This is a genomic window from Pedobacter roseus, from assembly GCF_014395225.1.
Taxonomy (GTDB): Bacteria; Bacteroidota; Bacteroidia; order Sphingobacteriales; family Sphingobacteriaceae; genus Pedobacter; species Pedobacter roseus.
Window position 1 is genome coordinate 2,376,249 of sequence record NZ_CP060723.1, and the last position, 26,515, is coordinate 2,402,763.

Below are 26,515 nucleotides of genomic sequence, written 5' to 3' on the forward strand. Positions count from 1 at the left end.
AAAAATTACACAATGCCTTCGTTAAGGAGATCGTGTAAGTGGATGATGCCAAAGTAAGTATTTTGTTCTAGAACTAACAATTGTGTTATATTGTTTTGTTTAATAATGTCTAAGGCATCAACTGCCAAAGCATCAAATTGTATGCTTTTCGGGCTTTTTCCCATAATATCTTCAGCTGTTAAACCAGCTATAGAATTATTGTTTTCCAACATTCTTCTGATATCGCCATCGGTAATAATACCCAATACGTGGTTAGCTGAGTCAATAACAGCAACAGCACCCAAACGGTTTTTACTAATTTCAATCAGTACATCTTTTACTGAGGCAGTAGGGCTTATGGAAGGTTTTTCGTTTGCTAAGGCTAAATCTCTTGCTTTTAAATAAAGCTTTTTACCCAGCGATCCACCTGGATGGTATTTTGCAAAATCTGCTTCGTTAAATTCCCTACATTCGAGCAGACAGATAGCCAATGCATCGCCCAATGCCAATTGCGCAGTGGTACTGGTGGTAGGAGCTAAGTTATGCGGACAAGCTTCTTTTTCGAATGATGTATTTAAAATCAGATCAGCCTGCTCAGCCAAAAATGAATTCAACTCGCCAACCATCCCAATTAAAAGATTGTTAGCAGTTTTTAGCAATGGAACCAAAACTTTAATTTCTGGGGTATTTCCGCTCTTTGATAAACAAATCACAATATCATCCACCTGGATCATACCCAAATCGCCGTGGATGGCATCAGCAGCATGCATAAAAATAGCAGGGGTACCCGTCGAATTAAAAGTAGCCACAATTTTTTGTGCAATGATAGCACTTTTCCCGATACCTGTTACAATTACCCGTCCTTTACCCTGTAAAATACTCGATACGACTTTTTCAAAATCGTCATTGATATTCCTGGCAACATTTAATATTGCTGCTGCTTCTAGCTCTAATGTGCTTACAGCCGATTGAATTATTGATTTTTTACTTTTCAAAGAGAAAATAATTGTCTGTTAATACTTGAAATTCTTGTAAAATTATGTTATTTTGGATACAAAAATAGCATCGCATATTTTATTACACAAAATGGACGTGAAAAAGTCGTTATTTGATAACCTACAAAATTTCTTCGGGTTTGACAATTTCAAGGGTGATCAGGAGTCGATCATAACAAATATTTTAGAAGGCAATAACACTTTTGTTATTATGCCAACAGGTGGAGGGAAGTCTATTTGCTATCAGTTACCCGCTTTAATGAGCGAGGGAACAGCAATTGTTATTTCTCCATTAATTGCATTGATGAAAAACCAGGTAGACCAATTAAGGGCTTTTGGTGGAAATGACAGTATTGCACATTTTCTTAATTCATCCCTAAATAAATCTGAAATTACTCAAGTAAAATCTGATCTTTTAAGCGGTCAGACCAAATTATTGTATGTTGCGCCCGAATCCCTGGCGAAACAGGACAATATTGAATTTTTGAATCTGATTAAAATCTCCTTTGTCGCAGTTGACGAGGCGCATTGTATCTCTGAATGGGGGCACGATTTCAGACCAGAATACCGTAAAATCAAGCAGGTTATTGCAGGTTTGGGAGATAATATTCCAATTATAGCATTAACTGCTACTGCTACGCCAAAGGTTCAGCAGGATATTATGAAGAACCTGGGAATGACCGAAGCAACGTTGTTCAAATCGTCGTTTAACAGACCGAACTTGTTTTACGAAATTCGCCCTAAACGTGATATTACTAAAGAGATTATCAAGTATATAAAATCAAATCCAGGCAAATCAGGAATTATTTATTGCCTCAGCCGTAAAAAGGTAGAGGAAGTAGCAGAAGCCCTGAACCTGAATGGAATTAGTGCTTTACCTTACCATGCGGGTTTAGACCCAAAAGTGCGTGCCGAAACGCAGGATAAATTTTTGATGGAAGATGCCGAGGTTATTGTTGCCACCATTGCCTTTGGTATGGGGATCGATAAACCGGATGTACGCTTTGTAATCCACCACGATGTGCCTAAAAGCATGGAAGGCTACTATCAGGAAACGGGTAGGGCTGGTCGCGATGGTGGCGAGGGTGTGTGTATCGCTTTTTACTCTCAAAAAGATGTAGATAAGCTGGCTAAGTTTATGAAAGATAAACCGGTTTCGGAACGAGAAATTGGTACACAGATATTAAAAGAAGTGATCGATTATGCGGAGTCTGGCGTTTGCAGGCGTAAGCAGATTCTTCATTATTTTGGCGAAAACTTTAACGAAACAGGTTGTAACTGCATGTGCGATAATTGCAAAAAACCTAAAAAACAGTTTGATGCCGAAAACCAATTGTCGACCGTATTAAAGTTTATAGAAAAATCGGGAGAAAAATTTGATGATGCTCACTTACTGAACGTTTTTTTAGGTTTAGAAACTGCACAAACCATTGCCTACGAGCACAGTAAAGTACCCGAATTTGGTATTGGCAAGGAAGATGGTGAGTTAATGTGGAAATCAATTATCCGCCAGGCGGTGCTAAATAATTATCTCTATAAGGATATTGACAATTACGGTTTATTAAAATTAACCAAACAGGGAAGAGACTTTATCGTAAATCCTTACAGCCTTAAATTTATATTAAACGAGCCGATTGAAAGTGGTGCCGACGATGACGATGATGATGTAAAACAGGGCACTGGTGCTTTAGATACCCACCTTTTATCATTGCTTAAAGATTTACGCAAGAAAATTGCGAAGCAGAAAAGCGTTCCGCCATTTGTTGTTTTCCAGGATCCATCTTTAGAAGAAATGTGCACGCATTATCCGATTACAATGGAAGAACTTCGCCAGATTTCGGGTGTAGGTTCTGGTAAAGCCATGAAATTCGGAAGCCCTTTTATCGAATTGATTAAAAAATACGTGGAGGATAACGATATCGAGCGTCCGATTGACCTGATTATTAAGACCCAGGCCAATAAATCGCAGATGAAGGTTTCTATTATCCAAAATATCGACAGACAGATTGGTTTAGAGGATATTGCGGATTCAAAAGGCATTACTTATGAAGAAATCCTTAAAGAAGTAGAATCAATTGTAAACTCTGGTACTAAACTTAACCTGAATTATTTCATTGATGAAGTAATTGATGATGATCGCCAGGATGAAGTTTTCGATTATTTCAGGGCGGCAGAAAGCGATTCTATAGACGAAGCACTAAACGAATTAGGCGAAACCGATTACACCCGCGAAGAAATTCAACTGATGCGGATTAAATTCATGTCAGAACTAGGAAATTAAAAATTAGACGTGAGATATGAGAAGTTAGATTTGAGATAAACTCACATCTCATGTCTCACATCTCATGTCCCACATCTCAACTATGCTAAACTATTTAGATAAATTAAAAAATACAGATTCAGGAAATTTCTTTTTAATGGCTGGTCCATGCGCTATTGAGGGCGAGGATATTGCCATGAGGATCGCTGATAAGATTATAACTATTACCGATAAACTACAGATCCCCTATATTTTTAAAGGTTCGTACCGGAAAGCAAACAGAAGTAAAGGAAGTTCTTTTACAGGAATTGGCGATGAGAAAGCCTTGCGGATTTTAGAAAGAATCGGCAGAGAATTTGGTGTACCAACCGTTACCGATATTCACGAAAGTGGCGAAGCGGCAATGGCGGCAGCTTATGTTGATGTATTGCAGATACCTGCGTTTTTGTGTCGCCAAACTGATTTATTGATTGCTGCTGCCGAAACCGGAAAAGTGGTGAATGTCAAAAAAGGTCAGTTTCTTTCTGCAGGTTCAATGAAATTCGCCGTTGAGAAAGTAAAAGAAGCAGGCAACAACAAGGTAATTTTAACGGATAGAGGTAATACCTTTGGTTACCAGGATTTAATAGTTGATTACCGTGGTTTACCTGAAATGCAAAGTTTTGGTGTTCCTGTGGTGATGGATTGTACGCATTCATTACAACAGCCTAATCAAAGCAGTGGCGTTACCGGTGGTAAACCCGAATTGATTTCTACCATTGCCAAAGCTGCGATTGCTGTGGGCGCTGATGGTTTATTTATCGAAACTCACCCTGATCCTGCAAATGCGAAGTCAGATGGAGCAAATATGTTACACTTAGATCTGTTGGAAGAAACTTTAACCAAACTGATCCGAATCAGACAAGCCATACTATAATTTTGAACAATCCGAAAGTATTTCTCACTGCCGAATGGCGAAAACTTGCTTTAGCACAATATGCTGTAGACAAAGAAATACTTTCGAAATATTTACCTCCAAATACCGAACTGGAGGACTGGCAAGGCAAATATTATGTGAGTTTAGTTGGTTTTATGTTTCTTGATGTAAAACTTCTTGGATTTAACATCCCCTTTCATACCAATTTTGAAGAGGTTAATTTAAGGTTTTACGTCAAATTTAAAGATGGCGAAACGTGGAAACGGGGAGTGGTGTTTATTAAAGAATTTGTGCCCAGCCATTACCTTTGTAGCCAATACCATTTATAAAGAGAATTACCAGACTTTTCAAATGAAACACGTTTGGACTGAAGAAGAAAATCAGCTCGAAGTAGATTATTCGTGGAAAAATAAAAACTGGCATAACTTTTCTGTAACCGCTGGCTCGAAAGCTGAAGAAATTTTAATTGGCAGCGAAGAAGAATTTATTACCGAACATTATTGGGGTTATACTAAAATTGGTGCTAACAGGACTTCCGAATATGGTGTTGAACACCCGCGCTGGCAGGCTTATCCAGTAAAAAATTATAAAATCAATGTTGATTTTGGAATTAATTATGGAAGCGATTTTGCTTTCCTAAATCAAGCCAAACCAGATTCTGTAATACTTGCAGAGGGATCAGCAATCAGAGTATTAAAAGGGAAGAAATTTTAGTTTTTCCAAGCATTGTTGTCATTCTGAATACAATGAAGAATCTTTATTAAACGGTTTTGCAGTCTCTGTTTTATTGGTAAGGGATTCTTCCCTACGTTCAGAATGACAGTAATTAGAAAAGCTAAATCTTAGTAATCACAAATGATGTCCTTCTATTGTTTTTTCTGCCCAATTCTGTTTTATTATCAGCAATGGGTTTACTTGCTCCAAAACCTTTGAATGTAAGTCTTTTAGCGTCAATACTGTGTTTGATCAGATATTCATAAACGGCATTTGCACGGTTAAATGAGAGTTTTTCATTCAACTTATCATCTCCAACATTGTCGGTATGGCCCTGAATTTCGATCTGAACAGTTTCATTTTGATTCAGGAAATCAATTAATAGGTCAAGTTCCCGGACAGAAGCGGGCAAAAGGTTAAATTTATTGGTGTCGAAAAATATATTTCTCAACGTAACATTGCCGCCCTGCTTTATTTTTTCGATGTATACTTCAATCTGATAAGGTTTATTGATATCTCCGGTTCTAAGCTCGAAGTTTTCGGAGTAAAACATATAACCTTCCGCATTTACATTGAACAGATAATCGCTACCCACTGGCATTACAGCTAAAAACTGACCGGTTTCAGGATCGGTGTAGTCATCAAAAACCGTTTTATTGCTTTTTAAATCCACTACCTGTACGTTACTTTCAATGGTTTTTTTGGTATCCTTATCCCTTACAATTCCTTTTACATAAGAAACTTTTAATGGCTTGGCTGTCTCTGGTATACCAAAACTATAGATATCCTGCAAGCCAAAACCACCTTTTAAATTTGAAGAGAACAATCCAAAATTTCCATCGGCACTGACTACCAAACCACTTTCATCTTCGAAGGAATTGATCGGATAGCCCATATTAACAGGTTTTTGCCATTTACCGTCGTTATCCATCCGGCTGTAAAAAATGTCCTTATTCCCAAATCCAGGCCATCCATCTGAAGAGAAATATAAGGTTCGCCCATCAGCATGAAGGAAAGGGGTATTCTCATCGTATATCGTATTGATATCAGGGCCAAGGTTTATCGCTTGTCCCCATTTGGCATCATCCGTGATGGTGCTTTTCCAAATATCGTATCCTCCTGATCCGCCAGGCCGGTTACTGATAAAATACAGTGTTCTGCCATCCGGACTGATTGCAGGTTGCGATTCCCAATATTCCGAATTAACAGGCTTCCCGATGTTATAAGGTTCACCCCAATCTTTTCCCTCACGATGCGAAACGTAAATATCGCACCGGCCTAAACCATCCGGACGGTTACAACCAGTAAAAAATAAATATTTACCGTCCGGAGAGATCGTTTGTGCGCCCTCATTGAACCGGGTAGTGTTTATTTTGCTGGATAAAGGAGTTGCGGCATCCCATTTATTGTTTTTAAGCTGCGATGTCCAGAAATCTTCATTTCCATTCATTTGGCGGGTAAAAACCAATGTTTCACCATCGGCGGTTAAAGCAGGGAAATACTCTGCATCTGTGGTATTTACACCTTCGCCCAAATTTGTTGGCGTATATTTTACAGTTTTTTTTATCGCTGTAGAGGCAAAATCACAATCTAAAAGATATTTTTTTGCTTTTTTAGCGCGATCGGAGGTAGCATCTTGAGCTAAAAATTCTTCGAAATGCTGTTTTGCCTTTACATAATCCTGTGTAGCAAATTCGGTTTCGGCCAGACCATAAATTACAGCAGGAGCTATAGTTTTATTAATGAGTATGGCCTTTTCGTAGGCTGTTTTAGCTTCCGTATATTTTTTTTGTGCTTTATAAACGCCAGCGAGCACAATATAAGCATTCTGAAATAACGGATCAGCTTCAACCGCACTTTTTAGTACTTGCTCGGCAGCAACATAATCCAGCTTATCAATCAATGGACCTGCTTTTTCAAAAGAAACCTGAGCTTTTTTATTCGGGGAGCTTTGCCCAAAACAATAGTTGCTCAATATGCTAAAGAAAAGGACTAAGAGAAATTTCATTACATTAACATTTGGTTATAAAGCTAATGTATTGTTTTTAAGGAATATTTAAAAATTTGTGCGTTTGCAAAGAAATTTCCCATTTCGGGTTAGCCATTACATAATCAATAATTAATGGTGTAATTTCTTTTGATTTAGACCACTCTGGCTGAAGATAAAGTTTACAGGTTGGCGATACCATCGCTGCATATTCTTCTGCCCATTTAAAATCGCTTTTATTAAACACGATCACCTTTAATTCGTGTGCATAAGGTGTAATATCTGGCCTTGGTGCTTTAAATTTCTTTGGTGATAAACAGATCCAGTCCCAATTGCCCGAAAGAGGGTAGGCTCCAGAGGTTTCTATAAAAGTTAAAATACCGCGCTCTTTTAATTTATTGGTCAGGTAATCCAGGTTGTAAATCAAAGGCTCACCACCGGTAATTACAACCGCTTTACCAGGAAACTGATCGGCATTTTCTACAATCACATCAGCTGGCGTAAGTGGGTGCATTTCGGCATCCCAGCTTTCTTTTACGTCGCACCAGTGGCAACCTACATCACAACCACCCAAGCGGATAAAATATGCCGCTTTTCCAGTGTTAAATCCTTCGCCCTGTATGGTGTAAAATTCTTCCATTAAAGGAAGTAATGTGCCGTCTTCTGGTATGTCTTGTTTCATTTTTGAGGATGCAAATATCTTAAAAAAATATGGTGATGTGGTTCCTCTTTCGAAATTTAATGGAAAGATGAAATAAGACTGATATTTATTTGCCGTATTTTAGCTTTATGAAGTGGTTTAAAGCATTAAATAATAATCAGATTCCTGGTCAAAATACCATTAAGACCATGGAGGTTGCCGGAAAACAGATCTGCTTAATCAATAATGATGATAAAATTATTGCAACTCAATCGCATTGTCCTCATGCTGGTGGCCATTTTAGTGGTGGCTGGTGCAAAAATGGGAACCTCGTTTGCCCGATTCACCGGTTCGAGTATAGTTTAACCACCGGGAGAGGAGCAGAAGGACAGGGAGATTATATCAATATCTATCCTACGGAATTACGCGAAGACGGGCTGTACATCGGTTTCGAAGAAAGTTGGTGGAGTAAATTGTGGGGTTGATTAGTATATCGGTTTAACTGGTTAATTGTTTAAATCGGTTAACTGTTTTTTAACGCTCAACAAAAAAAACGTCATCTCGACCGGAGCATCGCGGAGTTGAGGGATCTATTTGTTTATCTTCTATCATCCATTTTATATCATCAAAGATCCTTCACTGCGTTCAGGATGACAGATAGGGCAGTATAAACTTTCTATTTGTGCCTTCGTGCCTTTGTGGTCTAAAACATATGTTATCTAAAACCTATGTTGTCTAAAATAGGCAGGTGGCTTTCAAAACGCTAAACAAAAAAAGCGACCCATAAATGAACCGCTTTTCTACTTTAGTCTTTCAGCTTTACCTTTAGACTTAAGAATATATTTCTTTTCTGGCTGATGCCAATGTATTTTTCAATAAACCCACAATGGTCATCAATCCAACACCACCTGGAACAGGGGTAATGTATAAAGCTTTAGGTGCTACATTTTCGAAATCAACATCGCCATATAATTTGAAACCAGATTTTGTTTCTGTAGAATTTTCGCGGTTAATACCCACGTCGATAATAATCGCTCCTGGCTTAACCATATCAGCAGTAACGAAGTTCTTTTTGCCAATTGCAGCAATCACAATATCCGCCTGAAGAACCTGCTCTTTTAAATCTTTAGTACGCGAGTGGGTAAGCGTTACTGTGCAGTTACCAGGGTTAGCATTACGTGCCATTAAAATACTCATCGGGCTACCCACAATGTTACTACGGCCAACCACTACACAATGCATACCGGTAGTATCGATGCCATATTCTTGCAGCATCAATAAAATACCATAAGGTGTTGCCGGAATAAAGCATGGTAAGTTACGCATCATCCTGCCTAAGTTTACCGGGTGGAAACCATCAACATCTTTACGGTGATCGATTTTTTCGGTTACTTTTTCAGGATCGATATGTTTCGGGAGCGGTAATTGAACAATTAATCCATCTACATCATCATCCTGATTAATTTCTTTAATTTTAGCCAATAATTCTGCTTCGGTTACAGCATTATCGTAGCGATGAAGCGAAGATTTAAAACCAACTTTTTCGCAGTTTTTCATCTTGCTGGCCACATAAGTTTCGCTACCACCATCGTTACCGACTAAAATGGCAACTAAATGTGGTTTGCGGCCTGTTTTATTTAAAAATTCAGCAGCTTCTTCTGCAATCTGAACTTTAACTTTTTCTGATACGTATTTACCGTCTAATAGTTTCATTTTTTGAGATGTGAGATACCAGATATTAGATTTGAGATCAGAGAGCTCTAGTCTCACGTCTCAAATCTAACATCTCAAATCTTATTTAATCTAATTTCAAAACCGCCATAAATGCACTTTGTGGAATTTCTACATTTCCAACCTGGCGCATGCGTTTCTTACCTTTTTTCTGTTTTTCCAATAATTTACGTTTACGGGAAATATCACCACCATAACATTTTGCAGTAACATCTTTACGTAAAGCACTCAGTGTTTCGCGGGCAATAACTTTAGCACCGATAGATGCCTGAATCTTAATTTCGAACTGTTGACGTGGGATTAATTCTCTTAATTTCTCACAGATTTTCTTTCCAAAATCATAAGCATTACTGCGGTGAATTAAAGATGATAATGCATCAACGGGCTCGTCATTGATTAACATGTCTAAACGAACCAAATCTGATTTACGATAACCAATCTGATGGTAATCGAAAGAGGCGTAACCTTTAGAAATCGTTTTCAATTTATCATAGAAATCGAATACAATTTCGCCCATTGGCATTTCAAAAACCAACTCAACTCTATCAGATGTTAAGTATGATTGATTTACAATTGTTCCCCTTTTCTGAATACAAAGTGACATTACAGGGCCAACAAAATCAGCTTTGGTAATTATGTTAGCTTTTATAAATGGTTCTTCAACAGAATCTAATTTACTTGGGTCGGGTAAATCAGATGGATTATTTACAAAAATTTCATCGCCTTTGGTTGTATGAGCAATGTAAGATACGTTGGGAACGGTAGTGATTACCGTCATGTCGAATTCACGCTCTAAACGCTCCTGAATAATTTCCATGTGCAACATGCCCAGGAAACCGCAACGGAAACCAAAGCCTAGTGCCGCAGAACTTTCAGGTTCGAAAACAATAGATGCATCATTTAGTTGCAACTTGTGCATTGCTTCGCGTAATTCTTCAAACTCATCAGTATCAACAGGGTAAATACCTGCGAAAACCATTGGTTTTACCTCTTCAAATCCCTGAATTGAATCTAACGATGGTCTTGCAGTAGTCGTAATTGTATCACCAACTTTAACTTCGCGGGCTTCTTTAATACCTGAAATAATGTAACCCACATCCCCGGTTTTAACCACATTACGTGGCGACATATCAAGCTTTAAGATACCTACCTCATCAGCCAGGTATTCTTTTCCGGTATTGATAAATTTTACTTTATCACCTTTTTTAATTTCGCCGTTTACTACTTTATAGTAAGCAATAATCCCTCTGAACGAATTAAAAACAGAGTCGAAAATCAACGCTTGCAGTGGTGCTTCCGGATCGCCAACCGGGGCAGGAACACGGTCTACAATCGCCTGGATAATATCAGGGATTCCCATTCCGGTTTTACCCGAAGCCGGGATAATATCTTCACGCTTGCAGCCAATTAAATCAATAATCTGGTCTTTTACCTCCTCAGGCATTGCCCCAGGTAAGTCCATCTTATTTAAAATCGGGATAATTTCAAGATCGTGCTCTAAAGCTAAATATAGATTGGAAATGGTTTGAGCCTGAATACCTTGCGAAGCATCTACAATAAGCAAAGCGCCTTCACAGGCAGCGATAGAACGTGATACCTCATACGAGAAATCTACGTGTCCTGGAGTATCGATCAAATTAAAATTGTATTCGATATCACCAACTTTATAGTTCATTTGTATGGCATGACTTTTAATCGTTATGCCTCTCTCACGCTCTAAATCCATGTTATCGAGCAATTGCGCCTGCGCTTCACGCTGCGAAATCGTCGCTGTATATTCTAATAACCTATCAGCCAGGGTGCTCTTGCCATGGTCGATATGTGCAATAATGCAAAAATTACGTATATGCTTCATCTTTGCGCAAAGATATGGTTTTTAATGGAAAATGTAAGAGGGAAAATGGAATGCTGCCAGGGCTGAATTTTTATCTTTTCAGGAAAGTAAAGTAGTAATATTTGATTGCAGTATTCCTGCTTTATATGGTATAATTTAAGTAATTGTTGAGAGAAGGTTTTTCAGCAAACAAAGCAATCTTAAAACGACCGCTACCAGCATGCGCTTTAAGATTGCTTGGTACCTTGGAATGGTAAAGGTTTAGTAATTCAATAACCTAACTAACTATGTCCAGCCTCAGCAATATATTCGGGATCAACTGGTGAGGAATGATCAGCGGGTGTATTTTCCAGGTATGACTGTTCCATATCATTAAGATATTCTTTCAGCTGTGCAATCCTGGCAATCATATCGGTTTTTTCCTGCTCACTATGTTCTGGAGCGCCGTCCATGGCCTTAATTGTATCTATGGCATAATCCATAAATATTTTAACGTTTTCTGATAAAAGTTCTTTTTTCATATTAATTCTATTCATTTATTTAATAAACTAATGCGATTAGGATTCTCAATTGGCTTAATCTGCTGTCCAGGCCGAAACCGAACCTGCTGCAACCAAAAATTCTCCCCAACCATTTTCATCAATAGTTACTTCAGCATCAATATTCTTTAACCTGTCGCGGAAAACCCTACCCGCAAATTGCTGGCCTATTTCCATGGCTTTATGTCCTTCATCTCCGTTGGAAATTACGACTGCAATACCTGAATTTTCATGTTCTTCGTCGCCTGATAAAGTCCAGCCGATGCAATTGGGATGGTCAAAATAATCTCGTTGAGTACCATAAACTTCGTTTTTTCTTAATCCGAGCATGGCGTGTATTTCATTTACCGGTTCGAGTACAATTTCGTGCTCATTGCCATCGTTACCCATATCGCTGTATTTAGCCCCATAAAGATCCGGGTAAAAAATGCAGGGATAACCTGTATTGCGCAACAGGATCAGTGCATAAGCCAACGGACGAAACCAATGGTCTACCGTTTGTTCCAACGACTGTAGAGGCTGTGTATCATGATTCTCCACCAGGGTAACAGCCAGGTCTGGCCGGGCATCAACCAACGTATTTTGAAAGATTTCGCTCATATTAAAAGCATTTCCTTCTTTAGATGCACGAGAAAAATTGCCTTGCAGAGGTGCGTCAAAAAGCGACATGCGGCCTTCGGTAATGTCGATATATTCAAGCAACGAGCCTAAATCATAAGGCGACCAGTATTCGCCTACGGTAAACAGTTCTTTTCCTGTTTTCTCCCTGATGTTATCCAGCCATTCGTTATAGAACAGAGGATCCATGTGTTTAATTGCATCTAACCTGAAACCATCAAATTTAATCGTTTCGTGTAACCATTCTCCCCATTTTTTAACTTCCTCCCGAACATGTGGATTGCGGTAATCAATATCGGTAAGCATCAGGTAATCATAATTGCCATTTTCTTTGTCCAAAACATCCTGCCAGCCTTCTCCATATTGATTTTGGATACTGAAAATAGCCGTTTCACCGGTTTTATTGTCGAAATCGACTCCGGCAAAACACTGGAAATCCCATTCGAAAGCTGAATATTTTTGAGCCCTTCCCGGATAGGTAAAACGTGTGTAAGCTTCAATTTCATAGGGATCAGATATAAAACTGTTCCTGTTTTCCGGATCAACCTTTCTTACTGTAACCGTTTCGGTTTCGTCTGCTCCTCCAAGGTGGTTCAATACAATATCCATATAAACCTGCAATCCAGCCTCTTGCGCGGCACGTACTGCATCAAGCAATTCTGCTTTAGTACCATATTTCGTTCTTACGCTTCCTTTTTGGTCAAATTCGCCCAGATCATAAAGATCGTAAGAATCGTAACCGGTTGATGTTCCGCCCTCCATGCCTTTATGCGCCGGAGGAAGCCATAACGTATCAATTCCGAAAGATTTAAGTTCACTTGCTTCGTCCTTTAATTTTTTCCACAGCGAACCATCTGAAGGATAGTACCACTGAAAATATTGTAGCATGGTATAATTTTCCATATATTATAATAAGTTTCTGGGGATACAACAGTATCTGCCGCTTAAGGTTTGGGGATAGTTTAATCTGTTTATAAAAAGGCATTAAAATGCTAGCGGATAAATTGAACAATTTTATATCAACGTTTAAAATATATCGAGCGGAGATGATAAGGATGGTGTGTGCATATTGAAAAAAATAAAACTGACGGCAGTTGTACGAGAGCAAAATGTTATGGGCATTTGGAAATTATAACCGTTTTATACCGATGTGCAGTAAACGTATTGAGATTAAAATGCCTGAAGAAAAGGCAGTACAGTTTATCTATCCTCATATATAAACAACAAAAAACAGATAACCGTTGTGACAAATACTTCACAGAACAATATCAATCTTGATATAGCGGTTAAAAACAATATTCAGCGCATGGTAAAAACCTATGTTACTTCCAATGAATATAATCTTAAACCATATAAAGAATATAATGCACCAATAAGATCCATATACCAGCAAAATCAGTAATGAACATATTAAGCGATTAATCCGCAAAATTTAATCTTTATAAGCTAAATTTTTCTGCACATTACAGAAAAGTAACTAAAGCATCGTTAGATCGCCACATTGTTTGGTAGCGGGTAATGGGCAAACACTACTTTTTTTCTTGCTTGCTTGTTTTTGCCTGCAGGGGCGGTGACATTCAGCACGGTGATAAATTTTGTAGGGTCGCCGATTGATTCGTAAACCACCACTTCGGCATAATCGGGATGTGTAATTGCAGCTGAATTGTTTTTTAATACCTCAAAGTTTTTGTTTTTCAGTTGGTTTAGCAAATGTTCTTCATCTTGAACAAAGGGGATAAGAAGATTTGGTGTACGGCGCTGCATCCACTGATCGTTGAGCTCAGAATAGGGCGTTTTAACCTGGCCGTTCCATGCAATTACAATGGTGCCTCCGGTAATCACAAGGAATTCACCTGCCCATATTACCCAAAGCAGAAGCCCTGAAATATTATCACTACCCTCAATGCGGAAAGTGCCAATGTTGTTAAGGGCCATAACTTCCTTAAATAAAACCCCCGGGTGGACAAACAGGAAAGCCATATCTAGTACGAGCTGCCTAAAGTCTGCCATACTCTGATTAAAGGTAAAACCCCGGCGACTATAAATTACAGCATCAAAGAAAACCCACTGAACGTAGAATGCAAGTAGACTACATCCTGCTGCAATGGTCAGCGCAACCTTTAGATTTCTGATTTTTCCTATCCTGATACCCTGATCTATTGCCAGGCCCAGGAGCATGCCTAGTGAAAATGCACAAATGGCAATGAACCATATATTAGGTATAAGCTGAGCAAGGATAATATAAAAGAGTGGCAGCAAAATGGAGGCAATAATGCCAATAGCCAGGGTGGTTAGGATGCCAGTGGCCGAGGCATGGCCTGCAGGGATGTATTTTTCTTCCATGTGAGTGTGTAATCAGATATTAATTTCAAACAGCTGATGGTGTAGATTTGTTTTTTTGGAAATCTGTTGTATTGTTATTATTATAGTTTTGCAGGTGCTTTGGTTGGCTGCAGGAATATTATAATTTAGGTTTATGAAATTTTACTACAGATGAGGGGAAGGATAACCAGGAAGTAACTTTAACTGCGGTAGATCAGCAAAACCTGCTGTTCTCTTTTAACAAAGCGATAAGGGCTGGCCATTAACTATTTTTTGAAAAATAGATAAATCTTAGCCTATCCTCCGGCCTATTCCTTATTTTTGCACGGAATCAAATTGTCAATGTTAGGATATGGAAAATAGATTTTCTGATAGCGATCAGATTGAGGTGGTTTCTACTTTTCCTGAGCTTATATATGCAAATTTTCAGGGCGATTTAAACGCAATTTGCTGGTACAGGAATCTGGTTGGAGACTTTAGTGAAATTGTGTCTAAACTTCAATTGAAAGAGAACTTAACCGAAGTTTCTATAGAAGACCTTCATGCACTGCAACTATCGGAAGAAGGTAGTATGGCCAGGGAAATTATCTTGAATGATTTATTGCTGTTGACAGATTTCGGGGCATCTCCATCTCTCAATTTAATCAAAAATTACCAGCGGGATGAGGAATTGGATTTCATTTCAACAGATGTATATTCTTATCATATAGACCGTTCGCCAATTGGTTCAGACACTTTTTTATGTACCTACTATGGCGCTGCCAGTGAGATCTTAGCCAATAATCAGGTCGAACAAAAAATACTGGTTCCTGAAATCCGGCAAAAGCTCAAAGAGCTGCATGATGGTCCGGAAGCCGACTTTGAAAGCTTTTTAACCGAACATTATTTTGATTTACATTATCAACCTAAGCCGGATGCTGTACTCGTAAATCTGGGATTGGGCCATTTGTGGAGATTAGCAGTAGATCATCCTGAAAAACAGGCTTTGCCTTGTGTCCACCGGGCACCTACAGAAAAGAATGGTGAGTACAGACTGCTGCTGATCTGTTAAATATTTTTTTAAAATCATTTTCTTGAGGTAAGAATTTTCACTGGAAAGTAATTTATAGGAGATTTTTCTACAAAGCTTGCTACCGGTATATAAATTTGGCAGCCTATCCGTTATAGGATCGTCCTGTCTGTGGAAATTACCTGCAGCCATTTAATTTTAAACCTCAAAATATGAATTTCAAGAAATTGATCACAATAAGCCTCGCCACGCTCTGCATTACAATTCTTTTAACTCCATTTATAGCCAATGCACAAGATAAAGAGAAAAAAAGGCTACAGGCATCGGGTATTGTGCTGGATGATTTTGGTAAAATGAAAGAGTCTATTCCTTCTTCATTGCTTAAGGTTACCGAAGGGATCATTATCGTGCCTAAACTGATCAATGCAGGCTTTGTGGTTGGCGGTAAACGTGGCAGGGGAATAGCAATGGTGAAAAGGGAAGACGGCAGCTGGAGCAACCCTGTATTTGTGACCCTTACCGGCGGAAGCGTTGGCTTACAGGTTGGAATACAATCTGTTGAACTCGTACTGGTTTTTAAGCACAGCAGTAGTTTAACCGGGATAAAGAAAAGCAGTTTTACGCTGGGTGGCGACCTTTCGATCGCAGCAGGTCCGGTTGGACGTAATTCTACGGCCAATACCGATTATAAACTAGATGCCGAGGTATATTCCTATTCGCGCAGTAAGGGTCTTTTTGCAGGAATATCACTAAATGGAGCTTCGCTTGAGTTTGATACGGTTGCAGACGCAAACTTTTATGGAAAGGGGATGGGGCCAGCTGAAATATTTGCTTCGCAGGGAGATCCGGATGATGCTGTTACTAAAATAAAGACATCCCTTTCATCTTTAAGATAACTTTTTTTTCAGGCGCAACAGAAAAAGAAAACCACTGGATGGTTGATCAGTTTTTAGAAAACGTTCCTGATCCCAACGCTGCAAGCTATATTTTTTGACCTTGAATACGAAGATTTAACCGCCGAAGAGGTAGTAGATAAAGCACTTACTTATAAATCCATAAGCCTGTAGTTACTTTGAAATAAAATAAAGAAAGTCCGCACTAAAAAAGCAGGAAAAATTATTTCTTTTTAAGGAATAGCCTAGCATATTTAAGGGCATGATCACTATCCTCTTCTCTAACCTTATAGCTTATTACCAGGCTGCTGTTGTCTGCCCAGGAATAACCGGTGATCATCATTTTATTGTAAGATAAACGTTGAGGCCTGGATAATCTTCCGCCCGTTACAGACGACAGGTAAATATCCTGTGTTGGTGGTTGAATATCAGCATGTTCCTCGTAAGGATTGAAGTTGGTGTAGCAAATTGTTTTCCCATCTGGCGATAGAACCGGAAGCCCGGCCAAAGTATCGGTTATTCCTGTTTTTTTGTTAATCAGGAGATAGTCCGTACTTTCATAAAGGTTCTTTTCTACCAGGTAACAATCTAAAAATTTAACCTGCCCCAGATAATTGTGTCTTGTTCGGTCCTCATCATGCGGGACGCCTTTGTTATCTTTAAAAGTTATTTTTTTGCCATTGCTCAAAGGCAAAGCGATGATTCCATTGCTCCTTTTACTATTGGTATCAGGCGTAACTGTGATAGACTTCGATTTGAAGACCTCTCTAAAAGTAACAGCATTTATGGGCTTTATTTCTATGCTCCATTGTGTGATAGCTTTATGCTTTTGTGCAAGGGAAGAATGAATATTACCCATTAAGAGCAAAAAGACCATAAGGGTAACTTTTTTTATCCGGTAGTGATTAGTTCTTATCATTTGCATATAGAGCAATGGCACAATTCTGTGCCGTTAAAGTATTGCCAGTTAGCTGAACCTGTAAGGTAAACATGGTTGAAGGTAAAGTTGCGTGTTCAGGATTTTCGGTATATTCACATTCACCTGTCAGGTTGCCAGCTATACCTGTTACTGTACTGCCCACTAAATCAGTGTTATCGAAGTTGATAAAGGCCGGACCTGCGTGTGCCATTTGGATTATCGTTGCCAATAGGAGTAAGGCAAGCAACATCATTTTTCTAAACATTTCTTTTGAAGTTTTTTATGTTAATGAAGCAACCTTTTTAATCGGGCCTAATGCGTTCAAGAATAAAATATCATCTGACTTGCAAAACTTTCTTGTTCAGGCTGATTATTAAAGCTAATACTTACCATTTTTTTTGGCGTAGACACCGTAAGTATATCGCTAAGAATTGATCAATGCATACAACCAAACCATACAAAAGTCCGTTTTGTATAAGCATCAGGATAGAATTTTTTGATCTTTTTTAGCCTGTCAGCAGTTGTATCAGACCCTATATCAGATACCGCTGCAACCACGATGTAATAACCTTTGGCAAAACCTTTATAGGCGCTGGAATATTCTACCGAGATATAATTATCGTTAGCCGCTGCACCATCTCCACGCGCCTGGTAGGCGGGGAATTCATAACCGCTCTCTTTTGCATCATTAGGGCTTAGTGAAAGTCCGATTTCAGCATTGGGATGATTCTCACGAAGATCAAGTTTGGTTCCCATTCGGACTGCTGCCTGTTTAGCGGTCGCCAGCGCGTCGGCATATTTCCTCGTACTTTTGAGGATCAGTATGTTTTTGGGGACTTCCACATTGTATTGTTCCTGTGCATCGGCGCCCAATACGAACAGGAAGAAAAAAGGAAAACAAAAAAGTAAGCGTTTCATTCTGTTTTACTGAAATTTAAATTATATCACTATAAAATTGATTCATATTTAAGCCATTGTTCACTATTGAGTATATTTCACATCTACTTTCATCTGTGTATGATCTGTATTAAAATAAGGCAATGTTCCAACGGCTGTTGCTTTAAGTACATCATCTACATAGATATTTCCGGTAACAACAGGATTTTCGCCTTTGAGCACAATATCGGCATATAGAGAAAGCGTAGTGGCCTTTTGCTGCGTTAAAGTTATTTCCTTTACCCAGATTTTATTTGCCAGTGTATCAAAGCTGTAGAAACCATTGTCCGTACCTGTGTACATTATCTTATTGTTTCCGTAACTATAGAAAGGATCTGCAGCACTGATTATCTCATATTTTATTTTAATTTTTTTAGCTGGAACAGGTGGTTCTGGAACCGGCAATGGATCGTCGGTATTTTTTTTACAGCTAAATATTAATGTGCATATAAACACGATAATCATTTTAGCAGTTACAGATTTCATATACCCTGGCTTTTGGATTGGATTAATCAAAGTTTTCTTCTGATCGTTATGATCATTTAGTCAACAACAACCTTTTGTGTTTTTTGTTTTGTCATGCTTACTGACTAACTATTCCGCTGCAAGCCTAACCCTCTGATTTCGGGTCAAATTAACTATTCAATAAAATCCAAAAGTTAAAAAAGGTAGTTTAGCGATTGCTATACCTGTAAACAAGAATGCCTTGCAACTATTTAGGTTACAAGGCATTTGTAATTTTGATTGTGATCCCGCTGGGATTCGAACCCAGGACCACTACATTAAAAGTGTAATGCTCTACCAGCTGAGCTACGGAATCATTTCCTTTTGTTTAAGGAGGTGCAAATATAGAGATTTATCCTTTTTCTGCAAACATTTTTATGAAATGTTTTTGATGTTTTTTATGCCAGTTAAAATCAGCGGTTATAACTGGCTGATTCTAAATTTTGTAAGGCTGAAAATAATTTTAAAATTTATTTTTAATTCAATTGTTATTTCAAAAATCAGCCTTTATTTACTTGTTTTCGGGATAAAGTTTAAGAAAGATTGAAACTGTGCTTTATGTTTGTTTCTATCCAGTTTAAAATAAAATGCACCTCTCCGCGAGCTTGATTTGTCTTTATCCGTTTGTTTGATCAACAAACCACTTGCCGTAATCTTGCGGATAAAATTCCGGTTGTCAATCGGTGCGTCGTATACCTGTTCGTACAAAGCCTGCAATTGTGGTATGGTAAACCTTTTAGGCAAAAGCTCGAATAAAACAGGGTGGAGGGCTGCCTGATAACGGATTTTATCCATGGCTGCTTTTACCATTACATTATGGTCGAAAATTAATTCCGGAACTTCTTTAAGCTTAAACCATTCTGCATGGTATTGATCATTGATCTGTTTGCTGTATTTATTGATGTCGATTAATGCAAAATACACCACAGAAACGGTACGCTCAATCGGGTCGCGGTCTGGACGGCCATAAGCATGTAACTGCTCCAGGTAAACATCATGTAAACCTGTCAATTCTAACAAGATCCGTTTGGCTGCTTCATCCAGATCTTCTTCTTCACCAATAAAGCCGCCCATTAAACTCCACTTATCTTTGACTGGTTCTATTGCTCTTTTAATGACCAAAAGTTTCAGCTGATCACCGTCATAGCCAAAAATAATGCAGTCTACTGCAACCAGAACAGGTTTTTGATTTAAATATTTTCCCATTTTTAAAATAGCGTATTTAGTTTGGTATCGTTATAATCTTGAATATAACCCAGGATATTCGGATAACCTTCAAATTCTTCAATTGTATGTGTTGTGGTAAGTACAATACAAGGTATTTCTGCATTCAGTGCTGATTCTACACCTTTTGGTGCATCTTCAAAAACCAGACAATCTTTAGGCGCAACACCTAAAGCCGCTGCTGCCTTTAAAAAAGTTTCGGGGTCTGGTTTGCTTACCAATACATCATCAGCACTTACAATAGCATCCATATAATGACGGATATTAAGTCCATCAACCACAAAATCGATATTAAAAGGTATGGCTGCCGAGCCGATGGCCATTTGGATATTAGCATCTTTCGCACGCGCTAAAAAATCACTTAATCCATCAATTAAAGCCAGATGTGGCATATAACCCTGCTGATACCGTTTTTCCTTGTCGATCGAAAGTCGTTCAACTTCTTCCTGGCTAAACCTGTCGTTGCCAAAAACACGGGCCAAAACCTCATGGTTTTTACCGTACATTTCTTTTTTTACACTCTCGTAATCAAGTTCAGCACCTAAATCTTCCGTCATAATAGCATACCAGGCCAAAGTATGGTATTCCATATCATTGATCATGGTGCCATTTAAATCAAAAAGAAAAGCTTTAGGCCTGAAATTCAAATCGTACATACAGCTGCTAAATTATGTGATTTTTTTTACTGTAGATAATCATCATTAATATTAGCTTAACAATAATTATAATCGTTACAATAACGTTAATTATTTTTACTACTTTAGCTTTAACCAAAAATAAATTTAAACAGAGCCAATACCACTTTTGCAGACATTGCAGAGTCTCGTTTAAGCTCAAATTTTAAACAGATGAAAAAAATATTCCTTAAGGCTTTGCCCTTCGCTACACTGTGTTTAACCATAGCTTTCACCTCCTGTAATCCAAAATCGGATAAAGGAAGCCAGGCAACTGAACAAACCGACTCTTTAAAATATTCCGCAACCATCGATGGCAAAAGTGTTAAACTATACACCTTAACAAACAAACAGGGTGCTTCAGTTTCCATCACCAATTACGGAGGCAGGATTGTTTCGTTAATGGTGCCGGATAAAAATAATAAATTAACCGATGTAGTACTAGGTTATGATAGTCTTGGCGCTTACCGTAAAAAAGGCGAGCCGTTTTTTGGGGCACTGATTGGCAGATACGGGAACCGTATAGGCAAAGGAAAATTTACTCTGGATGGAAAAGAATATAGCTTACAGCTTAATGATGGCGTAAATACTTTACATGGCGGCAATGATGGTTTCTTCTCGAAGGTTTGGGATGCCAAACAGGATGGACAAAAACTGGAGTTGAGTTATGTTTCTAATGATGGAGAAGCAGGTTATCCGGGCAAACTGGACGTTAAAGTAACTTATACGCTAACGGATGACAATGCTTTACAGATTGATTACCTGGCTACGACAGATAAAGCAACCGTTGTGAACTTAACCAACCACGCTTATTTTAACCTGAACGGAGAAGGAAACAATACCATTCTTGATCACGAACTAACGATAGATGCAAATGCTTATACCCCTGTAGATTCTACCTTGATTCCTACAGGCAAACTGCAGCCAGTAGCCGGTACTGCTTTCGACTTTAACAAAGCAAAAACCATCGGCAAATCAATCGAAGAAAATGACCAGCAATTAAAATTCGGGAAAGGTTACGACCACAATTTTGTGTTGACCCACCACGATGGCAAAACGCCGGTGGCGATTGTTAAAAGTCCGGTTTCAGGAATAACATTGGAAGTTTATACTGTTGAGCCCGGATTACAGTTTTACAGCGGTAACTTTTTAACGGGTGCAGATAAAGATGGTAAAGGCGGGAAATCTTATCCTCACCGTTCAGCTTTTTGTTTGGAAACGCAACACTTTCCTGATGCGCCAAACCATGCGAATTTTGCTTCAACAGTGCTTAAGCCAGGTGAAACGTATAAAACAAGTACCACTTATAAGTTTTTGAACGCGCCAGTTAAGAAAGTTGACTAATACCTTTGGTAAAATTTCAAACAAAAAAAAGCAAGACTAGATGTCTTGCTTTTTTTGTTTATTTATAAATTCCTTTTTAAGTGTTTAATAACCGATCAGGAAATTGTGTAATATTCTCAATGGTTAATTGTTGCATAATCTGGTATAAATGAGTTTTGAACATATTGATGGTATGGTCGCCTCCTTCATTTCCTAATGCACCAACTCCATACATAAAAGGCCGGCCCATAAAGTTGAATTCAGACCCAACGGTGTGTGCTCTTGCTAAATCAACACCTGAACGAATACCACCATCTAACATAATCTTCAATTTTGACTTGTAAGCATCATTTCCCGCGAGTTTAATTAAAGAATTAATCGATGATTCACCCGCATCAATTTGTCGTCCACCGTGATTCGAAACAATCACCCCATCAGCACCGATTTGGATAGCAGCCTGCATGTCTTCATCAGTCGCAATTCCCTTCAGTACTAAAGGTCCTTTCCAAAGATCACGAATGGCAGAAACCTTTTCAATATCAACCTTACCGGTAAATGTTTTGTTCATGAACTGTCCCAGTTGCGACATGTCCATTCCTTTTTCCATGTAAGGCTTTAAGGTGGCAAATGATGGAATTCCGTGTTGCAGGGTTTTAATTCCCCACAGCGGACGGGCAAAAGCCTGCAGGATATTGTTGATTGACATTTTTGGTGGAATAGATAAGCCACTCTTAATTTCTTTATATCGTAAGCCAAATGCAGGCACATCTACCAGAACCACTAATACCGGACATTCGACAGCTTTTAAACGATTTAAGATATCATCTCTCAGGCTATTTTCCGTAGGATGGTATAACTGAAACCAGGCTTTTCCTTCTGATACTTCTGCAATTCGTTCGATACTACTGGTAGATACGGTACTTAAGGTATAAGGAATATCGGCTTTAGCGGCTGCCTTAGCTAAAATTTCGGGTGCATTGGGCCACATCAAACCCTGCAAACCAATCGGGGATATCCCAAATGGAGCACTGTATTTACGACCAAAAAGCTCGACTGACATGTCGATATCTCCACCAACACGTAAGTAATTCGGTTTTAAGTAAATATTATCAAAGTCGCTCTCGTTTCGCGATAAATTAAGTCCCTCATTACAGCCCCCTTCCAGGTAGTCAAAAGCAAATTTAGGAATCCTCGATTTTGCCTTTATTCTTAAGTCGGCTACAGAAGGGAATTGTGGGTTATAAGGGAATGTAATCTTTTTACTCATATTTAAATATTGTATTGGTCAGGTTCTATTTTAAAAAGCGAAAACTAATATTTTATATTATATTTTCCATCCTGCTCTATCTGCTATTTGTATTTATCGTTCTATATTGGATATCATTACTGGTTTGCGCTCGTTTCCAAACGAGTGCAGAAATAGCAAAACGATTATATCATTATAAACGATAAGATATTCAACACTCGTTGGAAACGAGCGTTAGCGCGTTAAAGCTTATAAAAAGTTTTTGCATTATCGCCGAAAATTGATTTCCTTTCATTTTCACTGAATCTTTCTGTGTATTTGTTCACTAAATTAAACCAATCCTGATAAGGCCTGCTGATCAGCATGACCGGCCAGTCGCTGCCATACATGATTCTTTCATAACCGAAATGTTCAAACACCACATCAAAACAGTTAAAAAGCTCTTTCTCTGTCCAGTTTTTCCAGTCGGCTTCAGCCAACAAACCAGATACCTTGCAACTCACATTTGGGTTTGAAGCCAATATTTTAATATTTGCGGCCCAGGCGTTCAAATCCTGGCTTTTAACATCCGGTTTGCCACAATGATCCAATACAAATGGCTGATCTGGAATCTGGTCAACCATTTTGATAATATCTGGCAACTGATTGTGATAGCACAACAAATCGTACGTGTAATTGTATTTTTTTAAAAGATTAACGCCGGCAATAAATTTTTCATTCAAAATAAATTCCGAATTTTCTGCCTGTAAAATGTGTCGCCAGCCTTTAATACTTTTGAAATTGCTCCAATAGCTTAAACGTTCATCCAAATTGGGATTAAGCAGATCTACCCAGCCCACAATGCCTTTTATAACTTCGTTCTGCTCGGCGAGTCTCAGCAGAAAATGATTTTCATCTTCTGATTGATTCGCCTGCACCGCAATACACCCGGTAATCTGAAGATCATTATAAACCCTCAAAAGGTTCTTCGGAGAAAAATCTTTACGGATCGCCATCATCTCTTCATTGATCCAGCTATCCCTAACCGGATCAAAATTCCAAAAATGCACGTGAGTATCAATCATAAAAAAGCGTTTAGAGTTTAAATATCTGATCCATTAAGATCCATTTTTCGCCTGGTTTTGCACCTGGCAAAGCCTGTTGGAATTTCCACATTAAAGTTTCCCATTCCTGCACTTTTGGATTGGCCAAATCAGCTTTTGCTTTTTCATCAAACGAGAAGCTTTCGTTAACCTCCATAATCATAAATAACCGGTTACCAAGGAGATATATTTCCAGGTTTTCGATGCCTGAAGAACTTATGCTTTCTTTAACCTCCGGCCAAACCGATTGATGGTACTGCTTATATTCTTCTATCAGCTTTTCGTCATTTACAAGATCGAGTGTAAGGCAGTATCTTTTCATGTTAATTTCCGCTGTAAGCTTTAACCGTTTGTTTACTTGTACCCAGGCCATCAATCCCAAGTTCAACTACATCACCCGCTTTCAAATACCAAGGCTCTGGTTTCTGGCCCAAACCTACACCTGCAGGTGTTCCTGTGGTAATTACATCTCCAGGTAAAAGTGTCATAAACTGGCTGATGTATGAAATCATAAAAGGAACATTAAAAATCAGGTTTGAAGTATTTCCATCCTGTAAGGTTTTGCCGTTAACGGTTAACCACAGGCGAAGATGGTGTACATCGGCAATTTCATCCTGTGTAGCGATAAATGGCCCGATCGGCGCAAAAGTATCGCAGCTTTTTCCTTTTACCCATTGGCCGTTTCTTTCGATCTGAAACTCACGTTCGCTGTAATCATTGTGTAGCACGTAACCCGCGATGTGATCCAAAGCGTTTTCTTCGGAAACATAACTTGCTTTTTTACCCACAACAATGGCTAATTCTACTTCCCAATCGGTTTTTTTGCTGTTTTTCGGGATAACTAAGTCATCATTTGGACCAACTATTGCCGAAGTAGCCTTGAAAAATAAAATCGGCTCTGAGGGAATTGGCGCATTGGTTTCTGCAGCATGGTCTTTGTAATTTAAACCTACACAGATAATTTTAGAAGGACGAGCCAAAGCAGGACCAAGGCGTACACCTTTATCAACCTGAGGTAAATCAGCAGATTCTATCTCTTTTTTAAGTTTTTCTAAACCATCGCCACCAAAAAATTCTTCGTTATAATCTTTCACCAATGCAGAAACATCAAAATAATTATCGTTTATAATCACTCCTGGTTTTTCAGCTCCTGCTTCGCCAAATCGTATTAATTTCATTATATTATATTTAAAATTGTGTTATTAATTGTTTAAGGTCGTAAATCCACCATCAATAGGGTAATCGCAGCCTGTGATAAAAGAAGCTTCATCACTGCACAGGTATAAAGCCAGCGCACCTACTTCTTCCGGTTTTGCCATTCTGCCGATAGGTTGTGTTTTAGAAAGTTTTTCGAACATTTCGGGGATATTATCCGGGTAGTTTTTCTGTAAAAAGCCATCTACAAAAGGCGTGTGTACCCTTGCCGGAGAGATGGAATTACACCTGATGTTTTCGCCGATATAATCTTTGGCCACACTCATGGTAATGGCTTTCACCGCACCTTTAGCCGCACTGTACACGAAACGGTCGGGTAGGCCAATCAAAGCCGCAATTGATGCCATATTGATAATCACACCGCCACCTGCTAAACGAATCTGTGGAATGGCTGCGTGCAGACAGTTGTAAACACCTTTAACATTTACGCGCATCACACGGTCAAAGTCTGCTTCGTCAGTAGTATCAGCCTTTCCAATATGTGCGATACCTGCATTATTAATCAGGATGTTGATCTGCCCGATCTCGTTAAAAACATCGTGAACCGCTTTATGATCAGAAACATCGCAGCCATAACTAAATGCTGTGCCACCGTTTTCCTTAATTTCATTAATTGTATCCTGTGCCTGTTCAGTGCCCAGTTCGATGATGTGAACTTCGGCACCTTGTTTAGCTAAAATGGTTGCAATGGCCTTTCCAATGCCGCTTCCCCCGCCTGTAACCACGGCTCTTTTGTTTTTTAGTGAAAACATGTATGGTTATAAATTATAATTGATTAGAATATTGAATACAAATAAAATAAATATTGTTGGTTAAAAATTTTATCTTCTTGTCTAAATATTAACAGATATTGTCATACTCCGCCTGCTGCATCCCAACAGCCTTACCTTGCATAAATTTTACAAACACGGATAGCTAATTTACTTATATTTGAATATTATTTTTATATTTAAAT

25 protein-coding genes, 1 tRNA gene and 1 pseudogene are annotated in these 26,515 nt (G+C 38.6%); 7 read left to right on the plus strand and 20 right to left on the minus strand.

The window, feature by feature from the left end:
• Positions 1-5: 5 nt before the first annotated feature.
• On the minus strand, positions 6-974 hold the full coding sequence (locus H9L23_RS09985) for a KpsF/GutQ family sugar-phosphate isomerase (RefSeq protein WP_187594821.1): 969 nt from the start codon (positions 972-974) through the stop codon (positions 6-8).
• A gap of 91 nt (positions 975-1,065) precedes the next feature.
• On the opposite strand from H9L23_RS09985, the gene recQ reads away from it, so the two are divergent.
• From recQ to H9L23_RS10000, 3 genes and pseudogenes are all read left to right on the plus strand, one after another.
• The gene (recQ, locus tag H9L23_RS09990) at positions 1,066-3,255 is read left to right on the plus strand and encodes a DNA helicase RecQ (protein WP_187595453.1); all 2,190 of its coding nucleotides are present in this window, start codon (positions 1,066-1,068) and stop codon (positions 3,253-3,255) included.
• Between the two features lie 82 nt (positions 3,256-3,337).
• Positions 3,338-4,150 carry a 3-deoxy-8-phosphooctulonate synthase gene (gene kdsA, locus H9L23_RS09995; protein WP_187594822.1) on the plus strand — a complete coding sequence of 271 codons (813 nt, stop codon included), beginning with the start codon at positions 3,338-3,340 and terminating at the stop codon, positions 4,148-4,150.
• Positions 4,151-4,152: 2 nt separating this feature from the next.
• Positions 4,153-4,864, plus strand: a pseudogene (locus tag H9L23_RS10000) (YqjF family protein).
• A gap of 121 nt (positions 4,865-4,985) precedes the next feature.
• On the opposite strand, the gene H9L23_RS10005 reads toward H9L23_RS10000, so the two are convergent.
• Together H9L23_RS10005 and H9L23_RS10010 are read right to left on the minus strand one after the other, a co-directional pair.
• Positions 4,986-6,872, minus strand: coding sequence for an OmpA family protein (locus H9L23_RS10005; RefSeq protein ID WP_187594823.1), 1,887 nt, complete (start codon positions 6,870-6,872; stop codon positions 4,986-4,988).
• A gap of 37 nt (positions 6,873-6,909) precedes the next feature.
• The gene (locus H9L23_RS10010) at positions 6,910-7,533 is read right to left on the minus strand and encodes a 7-carboxy-7-deazaguanine synthase QueE (protein WP_187594824.1); all 624 of its coding nucleotides are present in this window, start codon (positions 7,531-7,533) and stop codon (positions 6,910-6,912) included.
• A 107-nt stretch (positions 7,534-7,640) separates the two neighbouring features.
• Here H9L23_RS10010 and H9L23_RS10015 point away from each other — a divergent pair, with 107 nt between their 5' ends.
• Positions 7,641-7,976 carry a Rieske (2Fe-2S) protein gene (locus H9L23_RS10015; protein ID WP_187594825.1) on the plus strand — a complete coding sequence of 112 codons (336 nt, stop codon included), beginning with the start codon at positions 7,641-7,643 and terminating at the stop codon, positions 7,974-7,976.
• A gap of 346 nt (positions 7,977-8,322) precedes the next feature.
• On the opposite strand, the gene H9L23_RS10020 is transcribed toward H9L23_RS10015, so the two are convergent.
• The 5 genes from H9L23_RS10020 to H9L23_RS10040 all read right to left on the minus strand — a co-directional run bounded on the left by H9L23_RS10020 (position 8,323) and on the right by H9L23_RS10040 (position 14,556).
• The gene (locus H9L23_RS10020) at positions 8,323-9,204 is read right to left on the minus strand and encodes a bifunctional 5,10-methylenetetrahydrofolate dehydrogenase/5,10-methenyltetrahydrofolate cyclohydrolase (protein ID WP_187594826.1); all 882 of its coding nucleotides are present in this window, start codon (positions 9,202-9,204) and stop codon (positions 8,323-8,325) included.
• Positions 9,205-9,289: 85 nt separating this feature from the next.
• Entirely contained in the window at positions 9,290-11,077 is a 1,788-nt protein-coding gene (gene lepA, locus H9L23_RS10025) for a translation elongation factor 4 (RefSeq protein WP_187594827.1), read from the minus strand.
• Positions 11,078-11,337: 260 nt separating this feature from the next.
• On the minus strand, positions 11,338-11,592 hold the full coding sequence (locus tag H9L23_RS10030) for a hypothetical protein (protein WP_187594828.1): 255 nt from the start codon (positions 11,590-11,592) through the stop codon (positions 11,338-11,340).
• Between the two features lie 39 nt (positions 11,593-11,631).
• A complete protein-coding gene (locus H9L23_RS10035) occupies positions 11,632-13,116 on the minus strand; it encodes an alpha-amylase (protein WP_187594829.1) in 1,485 nt (494 codons plus the stop codon).
• 585 nt (positions 13,117-13,701) lie between these two features.
• Entirely contained in the window at positions 13,702-14,556 is an 855-nt protein-coding gene (locus H9L23_RS10040) for a hypothetical protein (RefSeq protein WP_187594830.1), read from the minus strand.
• 331 nt (positions 14,557-14,887) lie between these two features.
• On the opposite strand from H9L23_RS10040, the gene H9L23_RS10045 reads away from it, so the two are divergent.
• The gene (locus H9L23_RS10045) at positions 14,888-15,586 is read left to right on the plus strand and encodes a DUF1826 domain-containing protein (protein ID WP_187594831.1); all 699 of its coding nucleotides are present in this window, start codon (positions 14,888-14,890) and stop codon (positions 15,584-15,586) included.
• 170 nt (positions 15,587-15,756) lie between these two features.
• Positions 15,757-16,440, plus strand: a complete 684-nt coding sequence (locus H9L23_RS10050) for a lipid-binding SYLF domain-containing protein (protein ID WP_187594832.1) — start codon at positions 15,757-15,759, stop codon at positions 16,438-16,440.
• A 220-nt stretch (positions 16,441-16,660) separates the two neighbouring features.
• Here H9L23_RS10050 and H9L23_RS10055 read toward each other — a convergent pair whose 3' ends face one another.
• The 7 genes from H9L23_RS10055 to H9L23_RS10085 all read right to left on the minus strand — a co-directional run bounded on the left by H9L23_RS10055 (position 16,661) and on the right by H9L23_RS10085 (position 20,676).
• Positions 16,661-17,314 (minus strand): hypothetical protein, encoded by a 654-nt coding sequence (locus H9L23_RS10055; protein WP_187594833.1) that lies wholly within the window; start codon positions 17,312-17,314, stop codon positions 16,661-16,663.
• Positions 17,315-17,342: 28 nt separating this feature from the next.
• Positions 17,343-17,621, minus strand: a complete 279-nt coding sequence (locus H9L23_RS10060; RefSeq protein ID WP_187594834.1) for a hypothetical protein — start codon at positions 17,619-17,621, stop codon at positions 17,343-17,345.
• A 170-nt stretch (positions 17,622-17,791) separates the two neighbouring features.
• Entirely contained in the window at positions 17,792-18,274 is a 483-nt protein-coding gene (locus H9L23_RS10065) for a hypothetical protein (RefSeq protein ID WP_187594835.1), read from the minus strand.
• 63 nt (positions 18,275-18,337) lie between these two features.
• Complete coding sequence (locus tag H9L23_RS10070) at positions 18,338-18,778, minus strand: hypothetical protein (protein WP_187594836.1); 441 nt, start codon at positions 18,776-18,778, stop codon at positions 18,338-18,340.
• A gap of 261 nt (positions 18,779-19,039) precedes the next feature.
• A tRNA-Lys gene (locus H9L23_RS10075) sits at positions 19,040-19,112 on the minus strand.
• Positions 19,113-19,303: 191 nt separating this feature from the next.
• The gene (locus tag H9L23_RS10080; protein WP_187594837.1) at positions 19,304-20,002 is read right to left on the minus strand and encodes an NUDIX hydrolase; all 699 of its coding nucleotides are present in this window, start codon (positions 20,000-20,002) and stop codon (positions 19,304-19,306) included.
• 2 nt (positions 20,003-20,004) lie between these two features.
• Positions 20,005-20,676 carry an HAD family hydrolase gene (locus tag H9L23_RS10085; RefSeq protein ID WP_187594838.1) on the minus strand — a complete coding sequence of 224 codons (672 nt, stop codon included), beginning with the start codon at positions 20,674-20,676 and terminating at the stop codon, positions 20,005-20,007.
• 192 nt (positions 20,677-20,868) lie between these two features.
• Between H9L23_RS10085 and H9L23_RS10090 the strand changes: the two genes are divergently transcribed.
• The gene (locus H9L23_RS10090; protein ID WP_187594839.1) at positions 20,869-22,038 is read left to right on the plus strand and encodes an aldose epimerase family protein; all 1,170 of its coding nucleotides are present in this window, start codon (positions 20,869-20,871) and stop codon (positions 22,036-22,038) included.
• A 76-nt stretch (positions 22,039-22,114) separates the two neighbouring features.
• Here the strand turns inward: H9L23_RS10090 and H9L23_RS10095 are convergent, their stop codons facing one another.
• The 5 genes from H9L23_RS10095 to H9L23_RS10115 form a co-directional block, all read right to left on the minus strand.
• On the minus strand, positions 22,115-23,284 hold the full coding sequence (locus H9L23_RS10095) for an alpha-hydroxy acid oxidase (protein ID WP_187594840.1): 1,170 nt from the start codon (positions 23,282-23,284) through the stop codon (positions 22,115-22,117).
• 221 nt (positions 23,285-23,505) lie between these two features.
• A complete protein-coding gene (locus H9L23_RS10100; protein ID WP_187594841.1) occupies positions 23,506-24,327 on the minus strand; it encodes an amidohydrolase family protein in 822 nt (273 codons plus the stop codon).
• Positions 24,328-24,337: 10 nt separating this feature from the next.
• A complete protein-coding gene (locus tag H9L23_RS10105; RefSeq protein WP_187594842.1) occupies positions 24,338-24,667 on the minus strand; it encodes an L-rhamnose mutarotase in 330 nt (109 codons plus the stop codon).
• Position 24,668: 1 nt separating this feature from the next.
• The gene (locus H9L23_RS10110; protein WP_187594843.1) at positions 24,669-25,523 is read right to left on the minus strand and encodes a fumarylacetoacetate hydrolase family protein; all 855 of its coding nucleotides are present in this window, start codon (positions 25,521-25,523) and stop codon (positions 24,669-24,671) included.
• 24 nt (positions 25,524-25,547) lie between these two features.
• Positions 25,548-26,312 (minus strand): SDR family NAD(P)-dependent oxidoreductase, encoded by a 765-nt coding sequence (locus H9L23_RS10115; RefSeq protein WP_187594844.1) that lies wholly within the window; start codon positions 26,310-26,312, stop codon positions 25,548-25,550.
• Positions 26,313-26,515: the final 203 nt, after the last annotated feature.